The sequence below is a fragment of the Pseudomonadota bacterium genome (assembly GCA_039028155.1).
GTDB lineage: Bacteria > Pseudomonadota > Alphaproteobacteria > SP197 > SP197 > JANQGO01.
Genome location: JBCCIS010000106.1, coordinates 1 through 5209, shown reverse-complemented (window position 1 = coordinate 5209; position 5209 = coordinate 1). Strand labels below are relative to the sequence as shown.

Sequence of the window (5209 nt, the reverse complement as noted above, 5' to 3'; positions counted from 1 at the left end):
TCATTCCGGTCATCGTCGCGCTGTTCTTTTGGGACAGCCAGATGGCGCGCTGGCTCGCCTTCCTGCTGTTCGTCCTGGCGGCCGTGACCGACTTCGCCGACGGTTGGATCGCCCGACGGTTTCAGGTTGCCTCGCCACTTGGCCGGCTGTTCGATCCGATCGCCGACAAACTTCTGGTCGGCGCGCTGATCGTCACGCTGGTGTGGACCGGCGACGCGCCCCTGGTGCCGGCGATCCTGATCATCTGCCGCGAACTCCTGGTCTCCGGCCTGCGCGAATACCTCTCCGAACATGGCGTCGCGCTGCCGGTAACGCGCCTGGCCAAGTGGAAGACCACGGTCCAGATGGTGGCGCTGGGTTTGTTGATCCTGGGACCCGGCGGCCCCACGTTTGGCGAGGTCGTGGACACCTATGTGATCGGCCAGGTTCTGTTCTGGGTTGCCGCCATTCTGACGCTGATCACCGGCTGGGTTTATCTGCGCTCAGGCCTCAAACGGCCGGCGGTCGCCGACCCGGAGGTCCAGGACACGACCTCGACGACAACGGCTTCGTAGCCAGGACGGCCAACGGATGAGACGCTCTTCATGGCGCAACTGACCGACGATTGTTTTGCCCACGGCCGCGAGCTCATGACCATGGCCGAGGCGTTGGCCTTGATCGAAGAGCTGGCAACGCCGCTGAGCGAGCCGGAGGACGTGGCACTGGCCGACGCCACAGGCCGCATTCTGGCTGACAACGTGACATCGACGATGGATGTTCCGCCTCATGACAACTCGGCCGTCGACGGTTACGCGGTTTTTCACGACGACCTGAACCCCGATGGCGAAACCATCCTGCCGATCGGCGGGCGCGCCGCGGCCGGCCACCCGTTGGACCGACCCGCCCAACGCGGCGAGGCGATCCGCATCTTCACCGGTGCACCGATGCCCGACGGTCCCGACACCGTCATGATGCAGGAGGATACGCGCGAAGACGGCGACCGGGTCGTCTTGATGCCGGGCATCAAACCCGGCGCCAACCGCCGCCATGCCGGCGAGGACGTCACGGCAGGCTCGCGCATTCTGGCCAAGGGCGAACGACTCAGGCCGCAAGACGTTGGCCTCGCCGCCTCGGTCGGCGTCGCGCATTTGTGTTGCTACCGGCCGCTGGACGTCGCCGTGTTCTCGACCGGCGATGAGGTGACAGAGCCCGGCATGCCCTTGGCGAAAGGCGCCATCTACGACGCCAACCGCTACGCCGTCGCCGGGTTGCTGCGCGGGTTGGGGTGCCGGGTCACCGATCTGGGTATCCTCGCCGATCGAGGACCTGAGACCGAGAGCGCCCTTGCCGAAGCCGCCGCCAGCCACGACGTCTTGCTGACATCCGGCGGCGTCTCGGTCGGCGAGGAAGACCACATCCGCGCGACGATCGAGAACCTCGGCACCCTGTATGCCTGGCACATGGCGATCAAACCGGGCCGGCCGCTGATGCTGGGTCAGTTGAACCAGACGCCGTTCGTTGGCCTGCCCGGCAACCCGGCCGCGGCGATCGTCACGTTCCTGCGTTTCGGCCGGCCACTCATTCTGCGCCTGGCCGGCGCCACCGCCGTCGACCCGCTGCTGTTCGAGGTGCGCGCCGCATTCGGCCGCAAGAAGAAAGCGAACCGGCGCGAGTTCGTCCGGGTTCGCCTGACACGCGCCGACGATGGTCAGCTAGAGGCCCACGCCTTTCCGCGCGAAGGCGCCGGCATCATGAGTTCCCTGGTCGAGACCGACGGTCTGGCCGAACTGCCCGAGGACATGACCCGACTGGAACCGGGCACCATGATTGACGTTCTGCCTTTCAGTGAGGTCATCGGATGAAGCTTCTGTATTTTGCCTGGCTGCGCCAGCGCATCGGCATCCCGGGCGAGGAAATCACCTTGCCCGACGACGTCGGCACCGCCGGCGAGTTGCTCGAATGGCTGCGTGGGCGCGGCGACAGCTATGCCGAGGCCCTGGCCGACCCGGCCATCGTGCGCATCGCCGTCAACCAGAGCTATGCGCAGCCCGGCGATCCCGTTTGCGACAACGACGAGGTCGCACTGTTCCCGCCGGTGACCGGCGGTTGAGGCGGGTATGATCCGGGTCCAGGCAGAAGACTTCGATCCCGGCGCGGAGATCGCCGCGCTGACCGACGGCAAGACGTCGATTGGCGGCGTCGCGAGTTTTATCGGCCTGGTGCGCGATGTCGCCGACGGCGAGCACGTTTCTGCCATGACGCTGGAACACTATCCCGGCATGACCGAGCGCCAGCTTGAAGAGGTTGAGCGCGAGGCGCATAGCCGCTGGCCGCTCGACGCCAGTCTGATCATCCACCGCTATGGCCGGCTGGAACCGGGCGATCGCATCGTCCTGGTCGTCACCGCATCGGCACACCGGCAAGCAGCACTCGACTCCTGCGCCTTTCTGATCGACTGGCTGAAGACCAAGGCGCCGTTTTGGAAAGTCGAGGACACCGACACCGGCGAACGCTGGGTCGAGGCGCGCACCAGCGATGACGAGGCGGCCGCGCGCTGGCAACAGAATGATGGCAGTGGCCGAGCCGGCGGCTAACGGTCAGCCCAGGCTCATCGCCTGTGACGTCGATGGCGTCCTGGTTCATGGCATGACGGATGGCCGTTACGACTGGCAGGAAGCGCTCGCGCGCGACTTCGGCGTCAAACAGGAGGACGTCGCGGCGTTCTTCCGCGACGACTGGGATGCCTGCATCCTGGGTGAAGCGGACCTACGCGACGTGCTGCCGCCCTATCTGGAGCGCTGGGGTTATGGCGGCACCGCGGACGACTTTCTGGCCTTCTGGTTCGCCAACGACAGCAATCTCGATCACGACCTGGTCGAGGAGATCAGCGGTTTGCGCTCGCACAGCCGTATCGTCCTGGCAACCAATCAGGATCGCCATCGTGCGGCGTTTCTCTGGGACGAGATGGGTCTGAGCAGCCGCTTCGACCGCATGTTCGCGTCATCGTCCATGGGCGTACGCAAACCGGACACGCAATTCTGGAGAATTATCACGGACGAAATGGGTGAGGTCGCCGGACCGGAGGTCCTGTTGATCGATGACAGCCAGAGGAATGTCGAGGCGGCGCGCCAGTTCGGCTGGCAGGCCATACACTATCGCGATCGTTCTGATCTCGACAGATTGCTGGGACCGGCATCGGCCTGCGCTTCTTCGTGAACCAGATCCACAAAAGCCCGGAGATAACGTCGCTGGCGTAACGTGTCGGGACGCCATGCAAGGGCCAGATCCGCGCTCGGTAGAGGATTGGCCGACGACACCGGCCGGTAGACCACGCCCGCCAAGCCAAGCCTACTGACACCGTGCGGCACCAGCGCAACACCGATGCCGCCGGCGACAAGCGAGACGATCGTCTGCATCTGATTGGCCTCTTGAACGATGTCCGGCACGAACCCCGCGCCCAGACAGGCCTCCAACAAGCGCCCATGCAGGCCGGGACCCAGTCGCGAAGGCGGCGTGACGAAACCTTCACCGGCGAGCGCGGCAAGCTCGACGATCGGCTCTTCGGCCAGTCGATGCTGTTCCGGCAAGGCGACGACAAACGGCTCGCACAGCGCGGTCTCCACCGTCAGGCCGGCCGCGCCGAAGACAGGGGGCCGCAGAAGACCGACATGGCACTGGCCGCTATCCAACGCGTCCACCTGTTGCGCGGTCGTCATTTCCAGCAGATCAATCGCGATCTCGGGAAGCTTGTCGCGAAACCGGTGCAACACGCGCGGCAGCAGGTCATAGCCCGCGCTCATGACGAAACACACGCTCAGATGGCCGACCGCGCCCTCACCTGCCTTCTTGACGCTACGCAGCATCCGCTCGTGCTGGGCAAGCAGGGGGCGCGCCTGATCGAGCAAGAGCCGCCCGGCTTCCGTCAACGTGACCGATCGACTGGTCCGCACAAACAACCGTGCGCCAAGACCGTCCTCCAGCCGCGCTATCGCCTGACTCAGCGGCGGCTGCGCCATGCCAAGGCGCCGCGCGGCCTGGCTGAAGCTCTTCGCTTCGGCGACAGCGCAAAACTGACGAAGCTGCCGGATATCGCCATTCATATTGTTATAATATCAAATATGACCATGAAATATATGATTTATATATCTATGTCCTATCCTTGCAGCGCCGGATCGGGATCGTGGGAAGCAAGGACGTGATGATCGAAGGCTGGGTCGATCCTTCGCTGACGCGTGTGAAGGAGGCCTTTGAAGCAAACCTGGACCTGGGATTGGAACAAGGTGCCGCGTTCAGCGTCGTCGCAGATGGCCGTGTTGTCGTCGACCTGTGGGGTGGCTTCGCCGATGCCGCAGCTGAACGCCCCTGGCGGCGCGATACCATCGTCACGGTTCAGTCGGTGACCAAGGGGATCGTGGCGTTGGCGGTCGCCATGCTGGTCGACCGCGGCAAGCTCGACTATGACGCACCGGTCGCGACCTGGTGGCCCGAGTTTGCGGCAGGTGACAAGCAATCCATCACGCTCGGCCAGATCATGTCGCACCAGGCCGGGCTCAACACGGTGCGCGAGGACCTGGCGCTCGACGACCTCTATCACGGCGACCGTTTTGTGCGCTGCCTGGAGGCCATGGAGCCGATCTATCCGCCTGGATCCATGTGCGTCTACCACGCCCTCTCGTACGGCTATCTGGCGGGCGAGATCATCCGCCTGGTCGATGGCCGCAGCGTCGGTCGCTATATCGCCGAGGAGATCGCCTCACCTCTAGACGCCTCGATCTTTCTGGGGCTGTCCGAGGCGCACGACCATCGGGCCGCCGAGATCATCGCCGGGCCTGGTGCCGATGACGTGATGGAGGAGGCGACGCGCAGCGACCTCACCCGCGGCTACGTCAATCCCCGGGTGCGGCCGACCGAACCCAACACGCGCGCCTGGCGGGCGGCCGAAGTGCCGGCCGGTAGCGCCAATGCCGACGCTCTGTCACTCGCGCGCTTGTATGGTGCGCTGGCGCTGGGAGGAACGCTCGATAGTGTTTGCCTGGTCAGACCGGCAACACTCGCCCTGGCGACAGCCGAACGCTTCGACGGTACTGAGGCGGGTTTCGGCTGGCCCATGCGCTATGGCGCCGGCTTCATGCTGAACAAGGACGAGGTGTTCGGCCCGCACCGGGACGCCTTCGGGCATTCAGGCTGGGGCGGTTACGTCGCCTATGCGGATCCGGCAAACCGGCTTGGC

7 protein-coding genes are annotated in these 5209 nt (G+C 65.1%); 6 read left to right on the top strand and 1 reads right to left on the bottom strand.

Translation table 11 applies throughout. The features are described from left to right. The 5 genes from pgsA to AAF563_25350 all read left to right on the top strand — a co-directional run. Positions 1-554, top strand: a 554-nt coding sequence (gene pgsA, locus AAF563_25370) for a CDP-diacylglycerol--glycerol-3-phosphate 3-phosphatidyltransferase (GenBank protein MEM7124631.1), incomplete at its 5' end; no start/stop codon positions are given. A gap of 30 nt (positions 555-584) precedes the next feature. Further along, positions 585-1841 carry a gephyrin-like molybdotransferase Glp gene (gene glp, locus AAF563_25365; GenBank protein MEM7124630.1) on the top strand — a complete coding sequence of 419 codons (1257 nt, stop codon included), beginning with the start codon at positions 585-587 and terminating at the stop codon, positions 1839-1841. Then, positions 1838-2089: a molybdopterin converting factor subunit 1 gene (moaD, locus tag AAF563_25360; protein MEM7124629.1), complete on the top strand. Its 252-nt coding sequence runs from the start codon at positions 1838-1840 to the stop codon at positions 2087-2089. The genes glp and moaD overlap by 4 nt, the downstream gene beginning before the upstream one ends. A 7-nt stretch (positions 2090-2096) precedes the next feature. Continuing rightward, positions 2097-2573, top strand: coding sequence for a molybdenum cofactor biosynthesis protein MoaE (locus tag AAF563_25355; protein ID MEM7124628.1), 477 nt, complete (start codon positions 2097-2099; stop codon positions 2571-2573). Continuing rightward, complete coding sequence (locus AAF563_25350; GenBank protein ID MEM7124627.1) at positions 2545-3195, top strand: HAD-IA family hydrolase; 651 nt, start codon at positions 2545-2547, stop codon at positions 3193-3195. The genes AAF563_25355 and AAF563_25350 overlap by 29 nt, the downstream gene beginning before the upstream one ends. Here the strand turns inward: AAF563_25350 and AAF563_25345 are convergent. After that, entirely contained in the window at positions 3132-4079 is a 948-nt protein-coding gene (locus AAF563_25345; protein ID MEM7124626.1) for a LysR family transcriptional regulator, read from the bottom strand. The two genes, AAF563_25350 and AAF563_25345, sit on opposite strands and share 64 nt — an antisense overlap. Positions 4080-4159: 80 nt before the next feature. On the opposite strand from AAF563_25345, the gene AAF563_25340 reads away from it, so the two are divergent. Next, the coding region (locus AAF563_25340) for a serine hydrolase domain-containing protein (GenBank protein ID MEM7124625.1) at positions 4160-5209 on the top strand (1050 nt) is incomplete at its 3' end.